General features: G+C 70.7%; 12 protein-coding genes and 1 tRNA gene. 3 read left to right on the top strand and 10 right to left on the bottom strand.

Annotation, left to right across the window (positions count from 1 at the left end):
- Positions 1–93: 93 nt before the first annotated feature.
- The 4 genes from WA670_RS40075 to WA670_RS40060 all read right to left on the bottom strand — a co-directional run bounded on the left by WA670_RS40075 (position 94) and on the right by WA670_RS40060 (position 4,151).
- Positions 94–1,521, bottom strand: coding sequence for a CYTH and CHAD domain-containing protein (locus tag WA670_RS40075; protein WP_238605585.1), 1,428 nt, complete (start codon positions 1,519–1,521; stop codon positions 94–96).
- An 11-nt stretch (positions 1,522–1,532) separates the two neighbouring features.
- Positions 1,533–2,657: an NAD(P)-dependent malic enzyme gene (locus tag WA670_RS40070; RefSeq protein WP_336161309.1), complete on the bottom strand. Its 1,125-nt coding sequence runs from the start codon at positions 2,655–2,657 to the stop codon at positions 1,533–1,535.
- Between the two features lie 121 nt (positions 2,658–2,778).
- Positions 2,779–3,591 carry a family 1 encapsulin nanocompartment shell protein gene (locus WA670_RS40065; RefSeq protein ID WP_336161307.1) on the bottom strand — a complete coding sequence of 271 codons (813 nt, stop codon included), beginning with the start codon at positions 3,589–3,591 and terminating at the stop codon, positions 2,779–2,781.
- A complete protein-coding gene (locus tag WA670_RS40060) occupies positions 3,591–4,151 on the bottom strand; it encodes a hemerythrin domain-containing protein (RefSeq protein ID WP_037810714.1) in 561 nt (186 codons plus the stop codon). Before WA670_RS40060 ends, WA670_RS40065 begins: the two co-directional genes overlap by 1 nt.
- Before the next feature lie 77 nt (positions 4,152–4,228).
- Here WA670_RS40060 and WA670_RS40055 point away from each other — a divergent pair, with 77 nt between their 5' ends.
- Both WA670_RS40055 and WA670_RS40050 read left to right on the top strand, forming a co-directional pair.
- Positions 4,229–4,846, top strand: coding sequence for a UdgX family uracil-DNA binding protein (locus tag WA670_RS40055; protein WP_336161304.1), 618 nt, complete (start codon positions 4,229–4,231; stop codon positions 4,844–4,846).
- A 35-nt stretch (positions 4,847–4,881) separates the two neighbouring features.
- Entirely contained in the window at positions 4,882–6,072 is a 1,191-nt protein-coding gene (locus WA670_RS40050; protein WP_134728978.1) for a zinc-dependent alcohol dehydrogenase, read from the top strand.
- Positions 6,073–6,088: 16 nt separating this feature from the next.
- Here WA670_RS40050 and nrfD read toward each other — a convergent pair whose 3' ends face one another.
- The 6 genes from nrfD to WA670_RS40020 all read right to left on the bottom strand — a co-directional run bounded on the left by nrfD (position 6,089) and on the right by WA670_RS40020 (position 14,192).
- Positions 6,089–7,027, bottom strand: a complete 939-nt coding sequence (nrfD, locus tag WA670_RS40045; RefSeq protein WP_336161302.1) for an NrfD/PsrC family molybdoenzyme membrane anchor subunit — start codon at positions 7,025–7,027, stop codon at positions 6,089–6,091.
- Positions 7,024–7,851, bottom strand: a complete 828-nt coding sequence (locus WA670_RS40040; protein WP_238605579.1) for a 4Fe-4S dicluster domain-containing protein — start codon at positions 7,849–7,851, stop codon at positions 7,024–7,026. Before WA670_RS40040 ends, nrfD begins: the two co-directional genes overlap by 4 nt.
- Positions 7,844–11,056, bottom strand: a complete 3,213-nt coding sequence (gene fdh, locus WA670_RS40035) for a formate dehydrogenase (RefSeq protein ID WP_336161300.1) — start codon at positions 11,054–11,056, stop codon at positions 7,844–7,846. The genes WA670_RS40040 and fdh overlap by 8 nt, the downstream gene beginning before the upstream one ends.
- Before the next feature lie 4 nt (positions 11,057–11,060).
- Complete coding sequence (selB, locus tag WA670_RS40030; protein WP_336161299.1) at positions 11,061–12,824, bottom strand: selenocysteine-specific translation elongation factor; 1,764 nt, start codon at positions 12,822–12,824, stop codon at positions 11,061–11,063.
- On the bottom strand, positions 12,815–14,098 hold the full coding sequence (selA, locus tag WA670_RS40025; protein WP_336161297.1) for an L-seryl-tRNA(Sec) selenium transferase: 1,284 nt from the start codon (positions 14,096–14,098) through the stop codon (positions 12,815–12,817). Before selA ends, selB begins: the two co-directional genes overlap by 10 nt.
- A tRNA-Sec gene (locus WA670_RS40020) sits at positions 14,098–14,192 on the bottom strand. Before WA670_RS40020 ends, selA begins: the two co-directional genes overlap by 1 nt.
- A gap of 45 nt (positions 14,193–14,237) precedes the next feature.
- On the opposite strand from WA670_RS40020, the gene selD reads away from it, so the two are divergent.
- A complete protein-coding gene (gene selD / locus WA670_RS40015) occupies positions 14,238–15,233 on the top strand; it encodes a selenide, water dikinase SelD (protein WP_336161295.1) in 996 nt (331 codons plus the stop codon).
- The last annotated feature ends 91 nt before the right edge of the window (positions 15,234–15,324 follow it).

Genomic DNA, 15,324 nt, shown 5'->3' with positions numbered 1-15,324 from the left:
ACCCCTTCCGCTCCCGGACTTTCGTTGCCGCGGGGACGCCGGTGGTGCCAAGACACCGCCGACGTTTCTGCTGTCCACAGTGGACTCAGGCGCTCAGGTCTTCAGCCAAGCAGGGCGAGCGCCCTTGCGCAGCGTGCGCCATTCGTCGGCGAACCGGTCCTGCAACATCTTCGCCGCGGCTTCGTCCCGGCCATAGAGGAGACCGAAGGTGAACGTGTTCTGGTTCTCACTGAAGCCGTCGATCGCGAAGTGCCGCAACGCCGCTCGGTCGACGACGGTGTCCTGATGCTTGCCCAGCGTCTGCTGCACCGCCTTGACGTGCTTGCGCCACGTGCGCAGCTTCTTGCCGAACACCGGCCGGACGGCGTCGGCGGCGTAGCGAGCGCGCTTGGCCTTCTTCCGGACGTTGTGCAGTGCCTTCTCCAGCTCGGTGCCGCTGAGCCCCTCCGTCACCGCGGTGGCTCGGGAGAGCTTGCGCGCGGTCTTGCGCAGAGGTTTCCGCAACGCCTTCTTGCCCGCCGGGCGCATCGTGTCGAGCAGCGCGGCGATCGATCCCAGCAAAGTCACGTATCGGCTGCTGGACAAGGCTTCCGTCGCGCGGGCCAGTTCAGTTTGGGAGGTGCGGGCGAAGTCGCGGGTCAGGTATTGCCGCAGTGGTCCGAAAATCAGCTCCGGCGGGACCTCGTCGAGACAGGATTCGAGGCGCGCTTGGCTGACCTCGGTGTCGCGCGCGGGGGCGAGTTCGCTTCCGAGCCACTTCAGTTCCGCCGCGATCGCGTTGGCTTTCTTCTTGTCCACCAAGGGTTTGAACGTCTGAAGCGCGCTCCGCAGCTTCCGCGCCGCGACCCGGAGCTGGTGGACCGAATCGTCTTCCCCGACGCGAAAGCCCAAGTCAGCGCGACGCAATCGCTCGAATTGCTCGCGCAGGTACGCAGCCAGGACCTCGTTCGAGCCACGCTTGCCTTCGGCGGTGTCTCCGATCAGGCGTTGCAGTTTCGACGGCCACCAGGCGTTCTCGGCCCCGCGCTTCCGCAAGGTGCGATCAAGCCGATCGAGCAGCTCAGGTCCCGCCTCGACGTCCAGCTCGCGCCAGCGGTCCAGCCGAACTGCCTGTCCCCCAAGGAATTCTCCGGTGACATGGTCGTCCGCCAGCGTCGCCAGGGTCCGGCCCGACGCGTCGGACAGACGGTGCGTGAACCGGTCGGTCCGCAGTTGCGCGACCGGACGCAGCTTGCGGTCCAGCGTGTACGCGCGGACCAGCTTCACTATCGGAGCAGGCATCGTCGAGTCGTCGAGCGGAAACCTCAGTTCGTGACCGGGCGTTCTCAGGCACCACCCGGTGTCGCTGCTTCTTCGCAGCGTGATCCCGGCGCTGGTCAACCGGAAGTCCTTGGTGTCGTAGTAAACGGTCTCCAGCGTCCGCTCGGCGGGTGCTTCCTGCGTGATCCCCTTGCCCGCCAGCTGCGGCACCCGGGCTTTCAAGCTCAGCTCGTATTTGCGTCCGGACTCTGCGCTTCGCATTCCCCGCTCCTTCAGTCGTTGTCGGCGGCACCGGCGACGGCCTCGGCGATCGCGGGCACCAGGCCCTCGTCGAAGACGCTGGGCACGATGTGCTCCCGGTCGAGGTCGTCGCCGACCGTCTCGGCCAGCGCGTGCGAGGCCGCGAGCAGCATCCGCGCGGTCACCTTCGGTGCGCCGGAGTCGAGCAGCCCGCGGAACATCCCCGGGAACACGAGGACGTTGTTGATCTGGTTGGGCAGGTCGCTGCGGCCGGTCGCGACGATCTCAGCGTGCTCGTGCGCGGCGTCCGGGTCGACCTCCGGATCCGGATTGGCCAGCGCGAACACGATCGCCCGGTCGGCCATCCGCGCGAGGTCGTCGCCCTTGAGCAGGCCGCCGACGCTGACGCCGACGAAGACGTCCGCGTCGCGCAAGGCGTCCTGCAGGCTTCCCTGGACCGCGTCGCCGCGGTTGGTGTTCTCCGCGAGCCACTGCTTCTCGCCGGTCAGATCGCGTTCCCCGTGCAGGACGCCTTTGCTGTCGCAGACCACGATCCGCTCCGCGCTGAAATCGGCCTTCAGCAGCAGCCTGGCGATCGCGGACCCGGCAGCGCCCGCGCCGGAAATCACCACCGAGGTGTCCCCTGGCGTGCGGTCGGTCAGCTTCAGCGCGTTGTGCAGGGCGGCGAGCACGGCTATCGCGGTGCCGTGCTGGTCGTCGTGGAAGACGGGGATGTCCAGCTCGTCGTGCAGCTGCCGCTCGACGGTGAAGCACCGGGGCGCGGCGATGTCTTCCAGGTTGATCGCGCCGAAGGACGTCGCGAGGTCCTTGGCCGTGCGCACCAGGTCTTCCGGCTCGCGGCTGACCGGGCAGATCGGCCAGGCGTCGACGTCGGCGAAGCGCTTCAGCAGCGCCGCTTTGCCCTCCATCACCGGCAGCGCGGCGGCCGGGCCCTGGTCGCCAAGCCCGAGCAGCGCGGAACCGTCGGAGACGATCGCGACGGAGTTGCTGCGCACGGTTTCCCGCGCCAGCACCGAGGGGTCCTCCGCGACGCGCTTGGCCAGCTCGGCGACGCCGGGCGTGTAGTGCTCGGCGAGGTCGTCGGCGTCGTCGAGCCGCACTCGGGTGGTGACTTGGATCTTTCCGCGACTGCTCATGGCAGCCGGATACCCGGCCGCGCGGCGGCGGAATCCTGCTCGGTACGTGAGGGGAACCCTCATTGACTCTGATTCCCTCAGGGTTCCCCTCACGTACCGGGAAGACCCGCGCCGGGCGCCGTCAGTCGAGCACGAGCGCCGCGTCCGGTTCCGTCACCCGGAAGCTGAAGCTTTCCTCCAGGTACAGCGTGAGCGTCTCGGCGTCGTGGTGCCGGTAGCCGACCGAGAGGTCCTGGCCGAGTTCCAGCACGAAGTCGCCGCCGGCCAAGCTCAGCACGACCGCGCCGGTCAGCCCCGGCGTGCGCTTGACCCGGCCGCCGCCGAGGGCCCGGCGGAGGTGGTCGAGCACGAGCAGGCCGCCGTGTTCGGTGCTCTCCACGATGGCGGTGTAGCCGTCGGGGTTGATCGCGAGCGCGTACGGTCCTTCGATTCCGTTGCACCGCAACGTGTTCACCGCGTTGGCGACCACGTGCGGATAACGTTCCGGATCGGTGCCCAGCGTGCCGTGGTCGTACGGGCTCGCCTCGACGATGCCGGTGATCCCCGCCTCCGGCCAGCCGTGGAACACCGCGCGGTTCTCCAGCAGGCCGACCTGCGCGGCGGCCTGGTCGAGGTCGTCGAACTCCAGGTCGTCGGCGCCGCGTTCGGCGTCCTCGAGTTCCTTGCGCTCTACGGTGAACGGCACGCGCACCTCCACCAGCGGCAGCACCCGGCGCTGCTGCGCGAGGGTTTCGCGTTCGCGGGCGGTATCCGGCGGATCGACGCGCCGGGTCCGGCCGAGGGAGGTCGCCGAGTGCGTCCAGCCGTGCGGACCCTCGACGTCGACCATCTTGCGTGCCGCCAGGTGCGCCGCCAGCCGTTCCCGCGCCTCGTCGTCGATCTGCTTCCAGCCCTCGGCCGGGATCGGCGCGAGCTCGCGCATCAGGTGGTTCATCATGCTCCCTTCAGGCTGCCGATGCCCAGCGAACCGTCGTCCGGCGGGGTCTTGCCGGCCTTGCGCTCCTGCTCCTCGACGTAGCGCTCCGGGTCGACGTCCCCGGTGTCGATGCCCTTCCCGCCCTCGTGCTCGGCCTTGAACGCCAGGAACTTCCGGCCGAGTTCCTCGCGCAGGCCCGGGTCGGCGTGCTTGCGGAAATCGGCGAGCGCGTCGTCCTCCTCCTCGGCCATGTGCTCGCTGTTGGCGGTGCGGGCCTGCCGGACCGCCTCGAGCCAGGCCGCGCTGCCCGCCGGGTGGCGGCGGGTTTCGGCGACGGCGTCGCGGATCTCGTTGTGGTCGCCGACCGCGTCGAGCGTCTCGTCTTCAGCGTCGGTACCACGCTGGATCAGCTCGGGGTAGAAGACCGCTTCCTCGGCGGCCGCGTGCAGGTCCAGCAGGTCGGCGAGCGGTTCCCAGGCCCGCGCCAGCTCGTCCGGGCCGTCGAGGTCGTCCAGTGCCGCGAACGCCCGCCGGAACCGCTCGTGATCGTCGAGGATCAGGCTGGTGATGTCCGTCATGGCCCTCGACGTTAGCTCTCCCCGCGACCTCGCGCTCGTCGTGTTTGCGCGAGGCTGCTTGCGGGTAACGGGATCCGATGGTCGCGCGTCAGGAACCGGGAGCCGAGCCGCCGGACACCACCAGCCTCGACAAGCTCCGCCGAGCAGCCAGTGAGTGCCGCGGCTGCGGGCTTTATCGCGACGCCACGGCGACGGTTTTCGGCGTGGGCGCCAAGCGCGCGGACATCTTCGCCCTCGGCGAGCAGCCCGGCGACCAGGAGGACCGGCGCGGCGAACCGTTCGTCGGACCGGCCGGGAAGCTGCTCGACAAGGCGCTCGGCGACGCGGGCCTGGACCGCGATTCGCTGTATCTCACCAACGCGGTCAAACACTTCAAGTTCAAGCTCCGCGGCAAACGCAGGATCCACGAAAAGCCGGCCCGATCCGAGGTCGTCGCGTGCCGCCCCTGGCTGGTGGCCGAACTGCAGGCGGTACAGCCGCGGCTCGTGCTGCTGCTGGGCGCGACGGCGGCGCAATCGGTGTACGGCAGCAGTTTCCGGCTCACCCAGCATCGCGGCGAACCGCTGGATCCGCCGGAAGAGTTCGCCGAACTGTTCGCCTCGGCGGTCGCCACCGTGCACCCGTCCGCCGTGCTGCGCGCGCCCGACCGCGGCACCGCGTACGACGAGTTCGTCGCCGACCTGCGCGGCCTCTGACGTTTGCCGCTCCGGGCAAGGGGAATCCGCCCGCCATGAAAGCAGTGACCTGGCACGGCAAGCGGGACGTGCGAGTCGACCACGTCCCTGACCCGAAAATCGAGGAGCCGACCGACGCCGTCGTGCGGGTGACCTCGACCGGCATTTGCGGGTCTGACCTGCATCTCTACGAGGTCCTCGGCCCGTTCATGACCGAAGGCGACATCCTCGGCCACGAACCGATGGGAATCGTCGAGGAGGTCGGCAGCGGCGTGAGTTCATTGAAGCCCGGCGACCGTGTGGTGGTGCCGTTCAACATTTCCTGCGGGCACTGCTGGATGTGCGAGCGCGGGCTGCAATCGCAGTGCGAGACCACCCAGGTCAAGGATCAGGACAAGGGCGCGGCGCTGTTCGGCTACACGAAGCTCTACGGCCAGGTGCCCGGCGGGCAGGCCGAGTACCTCCGCGTCCCGCAGGCGCAGTACGGGCCGATCAAGGTGCCCGAGGGCCCGCCGGACGAACGGTTCGTCTACCTGTCCGACGTGGTCCCGACGGCGTGGCAGGCCGTGCAGTACGCGGACGTCCCCGACGGCGGTTCCGTCGTGGTCTTCGGCCTCGGCCCGATCGGCCAAATGTGCGCGCGGGTCGCGCTGCACCAGGGTGCGGGCGAGGTGATCGGCGTCGACCTGGTGCCGGAACGGCTGGCCCGGGCCCGCGCACACGGCGCAACGACGCTGGACCTGCGCGACCACCGGCAGATCGGCGACGCGATCCGCGATCTCACCGGCGGCCGCGGCGCGGACTCGGTGATCGACGCGGTCGGCATGGAAGCGCACGGCGCGCCGATCGGGAAACTCGCGCACAACCTGGTCGCGCTGCTGCCGCAGACGCTGGGCGCGAAGGTGACCGAGAAGGCCGGGATCGACCGGCTGAGCGTGCTGTACGCGGCCATCGACAGCGTCCGGCGCGGCGGCACGATCTCGCTGTCCGGCGTGTACGGCGGGATGGCCGACCCGATCCCGATGATGGAAGTGTTCGACAAGCAGATCCGATTGCATACCGGGCAGGCGAACGTCCGCCGGTGGATCGACGACGTCCTGCCGGTGCTCACCGCGGACGGGGACCCGCTGGGCGTGGAAGGCTTCGCGACGCACAAACTCCCGCTGACCGATGCGCCGCGCGCCTACGAGATGTTCCAGAAGAAACTCGACGGAGTGCAGAAGATCCTGCTCGAACCAGCAGCGTAACGGGACGCGTCCGGGCTTAACGGCCCGGACGTTTCTCCGCCGCGCGCTGAGCCAGTCGTTCCCGCTGCGGAACCACGACGTACTTCGGGTCCTTTGTGGACTCCACCCCGGCCGCGTACACCCCGAACCGCGTGCACAGCCCGGACGCCAGGTAAGCCGCCCCCGCGGCCACCCCCGCCGCGCGATGGCGACGGGCAGCCAACGACAACGCCGCCCCAGCCGCGGTAAGAACCTTGGCCGCCTTCAACAACCGACCGGCCCGGCCGGTCCGGTACGGCTCCGAAGCCAGCCCCAAGCCGGTCTCCAAGTGATGCTCGGCGGCCAATTCCGCGGCGGCACCGGCAATTCCAGCCCGCACGACGGGACCGTTTTCCTTCCGCGGCACCGCGATCAGCGCGATTCCCGCCCCGCTGGTCAGCGCGCTGCCCGCGAACAGCACCGGCAGCGTCCCGTGCGCCTCGTGCCAGGACGGCGTCGCAGTGTCGGCCAGCAGCACCGCGGTATACGTGCACATCGCCGGCCCCAGCACGCCCGCGCCCGCCCCAGCCAACCGGCCGAGTCGCGGGAAACGCCCGGTCACCGCGGAGAAAGCCGCACCGGCGGCGAGACCGGAGAACGGCGACAGGATCCACGATCCCACCGACAGCGGCGAAGTCGGCTTGAACACGCGCAGCATGTTCAGGAACCGTGTCGGCTTGCCGAGGTCGTGGATCAACGCGACCACACTGGCGATCGACCCGCCCGAAGCCGCCAGCCGACCGACCTTGGCCAGCTCCGGCCGTCCGGTCATGTCGGCGAGCGCGGCCAGCGACGCGGACGCACCGGCCGCGCCGCCGAGGAACAGGTACAACGGCACATCCGGCTGCTTCCAGGCGGGCTCCTTGAGGATCGGCCTGCCGTAGTACGACCGGAATTCGGCGGGCTCGACCATCGCGCGTTCGCGGCGGGGGCTCATCGGCGCCGTCCCAGGAACGACACGACCAGCGCCGCGGCCACCCCGGCGGCGGTCGTCGCGGCCCGCTTCCACATCTGCGGCAGGTCGCGGGTCGTCACGACCGGGTCCGGCGGGAAGCCGTAGACCTCGGGTTCGTCCAGCAGCAGGAAGAACGCGCCGTCGCCGCCGACCCCGTCGCCGGGATCGTGCCCGTAGAGCCGCGCCTCCGGGACGCCGTCGTCGTGCAGCGCCGACACCCGCGCCGCGGCGCGTTCGCGGAGTTCGTCCAGCTCGCCGAACTGGATGGAATCGGTCGGGCACGCCTTGGCGCACGCGGGTTCCATCCCGGCGCCGAGCCGGTCGTAGCAGAGGGTGCACTTGAACGCGCGGCCGTCGCTCTCGCGTTTCTCGATGACCCCGTACGGACACGCCGGAACGCAGTAGCCGCAGCCGTTGCAGATGTCCTGCTGCACCACGACCGTGTCGAATTCGGTGCGGAACAGCGCGCCGGTCGGGCAGACGTCGAGGCAGGCCGCGTGCGTGCAGTGCTTGCAGACGTCGCTGGACATCAGCCAGCGCACGCCCGGTTCTTCCGGCTGCTGCTCCGGCGCCCCGACCGCCGGCATCCCCAGGTCGACCGCGGGCTGCTCGATGAACGCGACGTGCCGCCAGGTGTTCGAGCCGAGATCGCCGGTGTTGTCGTAGGACAGCCCGAGCAGGTCCTCCCCGCCCGCCTCCGGGACGCCGTTCCACTCCTTGCACGCGACCTCGCACGCCTTGCACCCGATGCACACCGACGTGTCGGTGAAAAAGCCCATCCGGGGCTGGGCGCCGTACTCAGCCATTGGCTCGCCTCCGGTACTCCGCCACGAACTCCAGCAGTTCCGGCCCGCGCGGCCGCCGTCCGGGACGGATGTCGCAGGTGGCCGCTTTGGCCTCCTGGATGTGCACGTTCGGGTCCATCACGATCGAGAGCAGGTCGTTGGCCGCGTCGCCGCGCGACAGCCCGTTCGGGCCCCAGTGGTACGGCAGCCCGACCTGGTGGACGGTGCGGCCGCGCACCTTGAGCGGTTTGACCCGGTCAGTGACCAGCACGCGGGCCTCGATCGCCGTCCGCGCCGACACGATGGTCGCCCAGCCGAGGTGGACCAGCCCGCGTTCGGCGGCCAGCGCGGGCGAGATCTCGCAGAAGAACTCCGGCTGCAGCTCGGACAGATACGGCAGCGTCCGGCTCATCCCGCCCGCCGTGTGGTGCTCGGTGAGCCGGTAGGTGGTGAACACGTACGGGTAGACCTCGCTGCGCGCCGGGTTGTACTGGTTCACCGGGCTGTCCAGCGTCTGCCGCACCGGCGATTCCTGCTGGCCGTACAGCGCGTTCGCGACCGGGCTCTCGAAGGGCTCGTAATGCGTGGGCAGCGGGCCGTCGGCCAGCCCGGCGGGAACGTACAGCCAGGCTTTGCCGTCGGTCTGCATGATGAACGGATCGCGGCCGCTCAGCGCGTCCTGCGCCTTCGCCCCGTCCGGCGGGACGTAGCTCGGCGCCTTGGTGGCCTCGAAGTCCGGGACGTCCGGGCCGGTCCACTTGGACTCTTCGGCGTCCCAGTAGACCAGCTTTTTCCGTTCGCTCCACGGTTTCCCGTCCGGATCCGCCGAGGCGCGGTTGTACAGGATCCGCCGGTTCGCCGGCCACGCCCAGGCCCAGCCGCTCGCGATCCAGTCCTGTTCGGAGCCCGGCTGCCGGTTCGCGGCGTGGTTGTGGCCGTCGGCGCGGACGCCGCAGTAGATCCAGCAGCCGCAGGACGTCGAACCGTCGTCCTTCAGCTGGGTGTACGACGAGAGCGGGCCTTCCGGACCGTGGCCGTTGATCTCCGCGAGCACGGACTCCGCGCTCGGCTCGGCGGTCGGGCCCTCGGTCGGATAGCTCCACGCGAGATCGCGCAGCGGCGCGTCGCGCTCGCCGCTGCCGACACGCTCCCGGATCAGCCTGCCCAGGTGGTAGTAGAACCACAGGTCGCTGCGGGCGTCGCCGGGCGGTTCGACCGCTTTGTGGTGCCATTGCAGCAGCCGCTGGGTGTTGGTGAAGCTGCCGTCCTTTTCGGTGTGCGCGGCGGCGGGCAGGAAGAAGACCTCGGTGCCGATCTCCTCGGGCTTAAGCTCGCCGGTCTCGATCTCCGGGCCGTTCTTCCAGAACGTCGCGCTCTCGATGAGCTGCAGGTCGCGGACCACCAGCCAGTCGAGATTCGCCAGCCCGAGCCGCTGGAACTTCCCGTTGGCCGAGCCGACCGCCGGGTTCTCGCCGACCAGGAAGTACCCCTTGCACTCCCCCGCGATCTGCTGCTGGACCGTCTGGTACGTCCCGTGGTCGCCGGTCAGCCGCGGCAGGTAGTCGAAGCGGAAATCGTTGTGCGGCTGGGCGCTGTCGCCCCAGTACGCCTTGAGCAGGCTGACCGTGTACGAGCGCATGTTGCCCCAGAACCCGGTCTTGCCCGCGTCGGCCTCGACGAAACTGTCGAGGTCGAGGTGCTGGTGCGCGTGCGGCATCGGGATGTAGCCGGGCAGCAGGTTGAACAGCGTCGGGATGTCGGTCGAGCCCTGGATGCTGGCGTGCCCGCGCAGCGCGAGGATGCCGCCGCCCGGACGGCCGATGTTGCCCAGCAGCGTCTGCAGGATCGAGGCGGTGCGGATGTACTGCGCGCCGACCGTGTGGTGCGTCCAGCCGACCGAGTACACCCAGGCCGTGGTGCGGTCGCGGCCCGAGTTCGCGGTGATCGCCTCGGCGATTTCGGTGAACTGCTCGACCGGCAGGCCGCAGACGTCGGCGACCGCCTCGGGCGTGTAGCGGGAGAAATGCCGTTTGAGGACTTGGTAAACGCAGCGCGGATGCTGCAGGGTCTCGTCGGTTTTCGGTTTGGTGTCGATCGCCGCGCCGCCGCTGCCGTAGGACTCGGCGCGCGCGGACGTCTGGTGCTTCTCGCCGCCGTGGTGCCCGCCCGGCTGCCCCGGGTCGCGGTGGCCGGCCGCCGGGGCCGCCTCAGCGTCCTCGTACGCCCAGGTCGAGTTGTCGTACTGGCGCTTTTCCGGGTCGAAGCCGGAGAAGAGGCCGTCGAGGTCCTCGGTGTCGGCGAACTCCTCGGTCAGGATCGCCGCGGCGTTCGTGTAGGCCACGACGTACTCGCGGAAGTCCAGTTCGTGCTGCAGGACGTAGTTGATCAGCCCGCCGAGGAACGCGATGTCCGAACCCGCCCGCACCGACGCGTGGACGTGCGCGACCGCGCTCGTGCGGGTGAACCGCGGGTCGACGTGGATGATCTTCGCTCCGCGAGCCTTCGCCTCCATCACCCACTGGAACCCCACGGGATGGCATTCGGCCATGTTCGAGCCCTGGATGACGATGCAGTCGGCGTTGGCGAGGTCTTGCTGGAACGTCGTGGCGCCTCCACGACCGAAGGAGGTCCCCAGACCGGGAACCGTGGCGGAGTGTCAAATACGGGCCTGGTTTTCGATCTGTATCGCGCCGAGCGCGGTGTACAGCTTCTTCATCAGGTAGTTCTCTTCGTTGTCCAGGGTCGCGCCGCCGAGGCTCGCGAAGCCGAGCGTGCGGTTGAGCCTGCGGCCCTGGTCGTCGGCGTCCTGCCACGTGGCGGCGCGCGTCTCGAGCACGCGGTCGGCGATCATGTCCATCGCCTGGTCGAGGGACAGCCGTTCCCAGTCGGTGCCGTAAGGACGGCGGTAGAGGACTTCGGTGACGCGGCTCGGGCTGGTCACGAGCTGTTTGCTGGCCGAACCCTTCGGGCACAGCCTGCCGCGGGAGATCGGCGAATCCGGGTCGCCCTCGATCTGGGTGACCGCGCCGTCCTTGACGTACACCTTCTGCCCGCAGCCGACCGCGCAATACGGACAGACGGAACGGACTACCTTGTCGGCGTCCTCGGTGCGGGCGTGCCAGCTTTCCGATCCGCGGGATTTCGCCGCCGAGGCGCGCGCAGTGCGGTCGGGACCGGCCAGCTGCCGGTACACCGGCCAGCCTTCGATCCACTGCCGCATGCCCACGCTGTCACGGTAATCCGTTCTCCCGCCCGGCGCAGCCTCGTCCACACGTCCGGCGGGTCCCGTCGCCGAGCGGTTCGGTGAGCCCGGCCGCGTCGAGGTGCTCCAGGAGCGGGATCATCACCCGGCGGGTGCTGTCCAGCGCCTGCCTCGCCCGCGACACGGTGAACGGCTCGCCGAGCGCGGCCAGCGCCTCCGCCGCGCGCTCCGGCGCGTCCGGGCCCAGCACCACTCCGTCGGCGATCGCCCGCAGCCGGCCGACCCGGACGGCGGCGGCCAATTCCCGTTTGCCCAGGCCGAGTTCCCGCAGTTCGTCCGCTTCCGGCGCGCGGAACGGGTGCTCAGCGAACCGTTCTTCGAGGACCGCGACGGCGGTTTCCACTTCGGCGGTCAGCCCGGTGCCGGGCTTGCGGACGAGCCCGTCCTTGAGGATCAGCTCGCCGGTGAGGACCGCCGGGATCAGGTCCGCGTCCGGGAGTCCGAGCCGTTGCCGGAACGCCTCGGCCGGGATGCCCGCCGCCAGCGGATGTTCCCGGGTCCACGCCGCGACGACTTCGGCGGCCTCCGCTCGCGACCGGCGGAGGCGGGCCGGGTCGGCGTGCCAGCCGCCGAGCCGCTCGCCCACCTCCGGCAGTCCCAGCGCGCGGAAGTCCTCGTGGCGCACGAAACCCGCCCGGCGGAGGTAATCCCAGCCCGGCTCCACCGCGGTCAGCTCTTCGCCCCGGGCGCGCGCGGCGCCGCGGCGTGCGAGCGACGGCGGCCGGACGTCCACCACGTCGAACCCAGCCGGGATCCGGTGCTCGCCCGGGTCGCGCAGCAACCCCCGGTCGCCGGTCCGGAGCGGCAGCGGGCTCGCGAGCAGCAGCCGCGCGGTGTCCGTCCCGAGCGGACGGACGCGGACCGGCACCGCTGCGGATCCGAAGTGCAGCACGAGGTTCCGGTGCAGTTCGCCGGACTGTGCGCCGCGCAGCCGGACGTCTATTTCGGTCGCCGGGCGCCACGCACCCGGGGTCAGCAGCACGTCGCCCCGCCCGACGGAATCCTTGGGCACGCCGCGCACGTTGACCGCGACCCGAGCCACCGCGGACACGCTTTCGCGCGGTTCGCCGAGCGCCTGCAGACCGCGGATCTGGACGCGGTTCGCGCCGAGCGTCAACTCGTCGCCGACCCGCAGCGTGCCGCCGCCGAGGGTCCCGGTGACGACGGTGCCCGCGCCTTTGATGGTGAACGCGCGGTCGATCCAGAGCCGGACGTCCGCGTTCAGGTCCGGCGGTGGCAAGCGGCTGGCGAGCTTGGCGAGCTGCGTGCTCAGTTCGTCGAGCCCTTCGCCGGTCGTGCCGCTGACGCGCACCGCGGGCACCTCGCCGAGCGCCGTCGCCGCGATCTCCTCAAGGGCCGCCGCTGTCGCTCTCGCCGGATCGGCGCGGTCCGCTTTGGTGACGGCGAGCAGACCGTGCCGGACGCCGAACGCGTCGAGCGCCGCCAGGTGTTCCGCGGATTGCGGCATCCAGCCCTCGTCCGCCGCCACGACGAACAACGCGGCCGGGACGGGACCGACGCCCGCCAGCATGTTCGGGACGAATCGCTGGTGCCCGGGGACGTCGACGAAGGCGATCTCCTCGCCGCCCAGGCGGGTCCAGGCGAAGCCGAGGTCGAGGGTCAGGCCGCGGCGGCGTTCCTCGGCCCACCGGTCCGGTTCCATGCCGGTGAGCCGGCGGATCAGGGTGGATTTCCCGTGGTCGACGTGGCCGGCGGTGGCGATCACCCGCATCGGCGGACCGCCTCCCGCAGGGTCGCGTCGTCCGCCGGGGCCACCGTCCGGAGGTCGAGCAGGCACCGGTCCCGCACGATCCGGCCGACCACCGCGGGTTCGCCCAGCCGCAATGCCTGCGCGTACCGGGCAGGCAACGCGACCGCCGCGCTGGGCAACTCGACTCCCGGCGCGCCACCGCCGCCGACGACCGCGGCCGAATCCACCGCCTCGGCGTCCACGCCCGCCGAGCGCAACGACTGAGCTAGCGCCTCGGCGCGTTGGCGAAGACCCTCGGCGACAAGCGCCGCCCGTACTGGTGGTTCCGGCCCGCGAAGGGTGGCTTCGAGCGCGGCGAGGGTCAACTTGTCGACGCGGAGCGCGCGAGCCGCGGGATGGCGTCGCAGCCGGTGCACCAGTTCGGCGTCTCCGAAGAGCAAGCCCGCCTGCGGACCGCCGAGGAGCTTGTCGCCGCTCGCCGTGACGACGTTCGCACCGTCGGCCAGCGCGGTCGCGACGTCCGGTTCGTCCGGCAACAGCGGATGCGGCGCGAGCAGCCCGGACCCGACGTCGGCGACGACCGGCACGCCGAGCCCGGCCAGTTCGGCGACGCTCGCCTCCGAGGTAAACCCGGTGACTTGGTAGTTGGAGGGATGGATCTTGAGCACGAATCCGGTGTCCGGACCGATGGCCGCCGCGTAATCCGCCGCCGAAGTCCGGTTCGTGGTCCCGACTTCGCGGAGCCGCGCATCGGTCGAGGCGAGCAAGTCCGGGATGCGGAAGCCGTCGCCGATTTCGACCAGTTCGCCGCGGCTGACCACGATTTCCCTGCCTGGAGCCAAGGTCAGCGCACACAGCAGCAACGCCGCCGCGTTGTTGTTGACCACGTGCACCGCCTCCGCGCGCGGCACCGCCTCCGCCAACGCGGCGAGGGTGCCGCGGCCGCGTTTCGCCCGCTCCCCCGTCTCGAGCGCGAACTCGACGTCCGTGGCCCCGCCCGCCGCGACGATCGCGTCCAACGCGGCCGCGGACAGTGGCGCCCGGCCGAGGTTGGTGTGCACGAGGACGCCGGTCGCATTGAGCACCGGACGCAGCGAGGACACCGTCGAGGGCAGCCGGGCCACCACCTCCGCTACGACCTCGCTGGGCTCGATCTCTCCCGCGCGCGCCCGCTGCTGCGCTGCTAGGACGAGGGACTTCACCAGGCCCCGGCCGAGTGTTTCGACGGCTTTCGCGATCCTCGGCTCGCCGAGCACCGCGTCGGTGCGCGGGATCGCCCGGCGCGGGTCACCCATGGCGGAGGCGGACGGGAATCGAACCCGCCAGCGGCAGGACCTGCCGCTCAACGGTGTTGAAGACCGCGCCGGTCACCAGGCCGGATACGCCTCCCTGGGGCATTCCGCCATCCTGCCAAGACCGTCGCGCCCCCGCATGATGAAAAGCATGAGGCTGACCCAGTACGCCCACGGCGGCGGCTGCGCGTGCAAAATCCCGCCCGGCGAACTGGAAACGATCGTCCGCGGCCTGTCCGGCGCCGCGCCGGAGAACCCGCCCGGGGAACTCCTGGTCGGCCTCGACGACGGCGACGACGCGGCGGCCGTGCGCATCGCCGGGAACGTCGCCCTCATCGCGACGACGGACTTCTTCACCCCGGTCGTCGACGACCCGTACGACTGGGGCCGGATAGCCGCCGCGAACGCGCTGTCCGACGTGTACGCGATGGGCGGCGTCCCGGTGGTCGCGGTCAATCTCCTCGGCTGGCCGCGCGAGGTGCTGCCGTTCGAGCTGGCCGCGGAGGTGCTGCGCGGCGGCCTGGACGTCTGCGCGCGAGCCGGATGCCATCTGTCCGGCGGGCACAGCGTCGACGACCCGGAACCCAAGTACGGCCTCGCGGTCACCGGCACCGCGGACCCGGACCGCTTGCTGCGCAACGATTCGGGCAAGCCGGGCACGCCGCTCACGCTGACCAAGCCGCTCGGGATCGGCGTGCTGAACTCGCGGCACAAGGCCACCGGCGAACGCTCCGAGGAGGCGATCGCCGCGATGACCGAGCTCAACCGCGCCGCGTCGGCCGCCGCGCTGGAGGCGGGCGCGGTGTGCGCGACCGACGTGACCGGCTTCGGGTTGCTCGGCCACCTGCACAAACTGGCCCGGGCGAGCGGCGTCACCGCACGGCTGGACCCGGCGGCCGTCCCGTATCTCGAGGGCGCGCGGGAGGCGCTGCGCGACGGGTATGTCAGCGGCGGGACGCGCCGGAACCTCGACTGGGTCCGGCCGCACACCGATCTCTCCCGCGTCTCCGAGGAAGAAGCCCTGCTGCTGGCTGACGCCCAAACCTCCGGCGGCCTGCTCGTGGCGGGCGAACTGCCGGGGTACCCCGTGATCGGCGAGCTGGTGTCCCGCACCGACCACACCATCATCGTCGGCTGAGGTCCGTGAAGGGCTCCTTGAGGGAATTGGATTCCCTCAAGGAGCCCTTCACGGACGGCTGGCGGAAGCCGCGCCGGATTGGCAGGTCTCC

Origin of the sequence: Amycolatopsis sp. VC5-11, assembly GCF_037034185.1 — a bacterium.
Lineage (GTDB): Bacteria > Actinomycetota > Actinomycetes > Mycobacteriales > Pseudonocardiaceae > Amycolatopsis > Amycolatopsis nivea.
This window is presented reverse-complemented; position numbering and strand designations above follow the sequence as displayed.